This is a genomic window from Psychrobacter immobilis, assembly GCF_904846285.1.
GTDB lineage: Bacteria > Pseudomonadota > Gammaproteobacteria > Pseudomonadales > Moraxellaceae > Psychrobacter > Psychrobacter immobilis_D.
The window spans coordinates 1-1,607 of sequence record NZ_CAJHAD010000055.1 but is presented as its reverse complement, the minus strand read 5'-3'; the positions used below and the strand labels follow the sequence as shown (position 1 = coordinate 1,607).

1 protein-coding gene is annotated in these 1,607 nt (G+C 49.2%); it reads left to right on the top strand.

The genetic code is table 11. From position 1 onward, the window contains the following. A partial coding sequence (locus JMX13_RS13490; RefSeq protein WP_201613324.1) for a type VI secretion system Vgr family protein occupies positions 1-1,607 on the top strand: 1,607 nt, incomplete at both ends.

The window sequence follows — 1,607 nt, the reverse complement described above, 5'->3', positions numbered from 1 at the left end:
CTCACCAGTAAAAACCCCAATCTTGCCGCCACCGACATCATCGGACAAACCATATTCGTTACCATTGATACCAAAGGCGGCGAGCGCATATTAAATGGCCTCGTCACCGACTTTGGTTACCTAAGTGAGGATGAAGACGAGCAAAGCTATCACCTCTACACCTGTATCATGCGTCCCAACATGTGGTATCTCACCCAGCGTTATGACAGCCGAGTCTTTGTCGACAAAGACATTCTTGAAATTACCCGTACTATCCTAGATGAGTTTGGCTTTCCCTACGAGATACAATGCCTAAACAGCTACCGCAAATATGGACACAGCACTCAGTACCAAGAAACCAGTTTTAACTATCTCAACCGTTTGTTCGAACAAGAAGGCCTGTACTACTACTTTACCCATACCGAAGGCAGCAACACCCTCATCATCGTCGATGACAACAGCGCCCATCCGCCGATTCAAGGCAACCCAACCATTTCTTATCACTCAGCCGTCACCCCAGGCACCCCTGATAAGAACTACATCGATATCTGGCAACAAAGCGATCGTCTTGCCACCAAAAGCGTCAACGTCAACGACCACAGTTACAAGCTTGCCAATCGCAAACTGGACCATAAAAGCAGCACCCATGAGCTTGGTGGTATCGACACCGAACACTACGACTTCTATACGGGTTTTAGCACCAAAGAAGACGCTTCCTCCTACGCTCAAGTCCGTAGTCAGGACTATAATGCTCAAAGTAAGCGCATTACTGCTGCAGGTAATGTCTTAACCATCGCCCCAGGACACACTTTTACCCTAAGCCGTCACCCGCACAATGCCGCCAACACCGAGCATCTTATTATCCATGCCGAGTACGACCTAAAAGAGGCTGGTTATGCCAGTGGTACCCAGCAATCGCACTACCGTATCCGCTTTACCGCCATTCCCTTAACTTACCAATACCGACCGCCTAGAGCCACCCCCAAGCCTCAGATTATCGGCTCTCAAGCAGCGACGGTCACAGGACCTGCTGGAGAGGAAGTGCACACCAACCCTTACGGCGATATCAAAGTACAGTTTCACTGGGACAGATACGGTCCTAGCAATGAAAAAAGCTCAGACTGGATACGCGTGGCGCAAGGATCAGCAGGCGGTAGCTTTGGCTCTATCAACACCCCTCGTATAGGCGAGGAAGTCCTCATTGACTTTATCAATGGCGACTCAGATCGTCCTATCGTCATCGGCCGTCTGTATAACAGCGCCAACCCGCCACCGTGGGGCTACCCGCAAGCCGCTAAACAATCTGGCATCAAATCCAAAAGCTTTAACTCCCCGCTTGAGAACTACAATGAGCTGATGTTCAATGATGACGCAGGCTTTGAGCTGGTGAACTTGCAAGCTCAGCGTGACCTCAACTCTTTAGTGAAAAACGACGAGAGACGACACGTCAATCGAGACCGTACCACGACGATTGATAAAGATGAGACAGTCACTGTGCATGGCAAGCGTACTGAGGTGGTTGATAAGGATGAGCACATTACCATCCATCAAAATCGTACTGAAGTCGTTGATAAGGATGAAACCATTACCATTCATCAAAACAGAAAAGAGCGGGTGGATGAGAATGA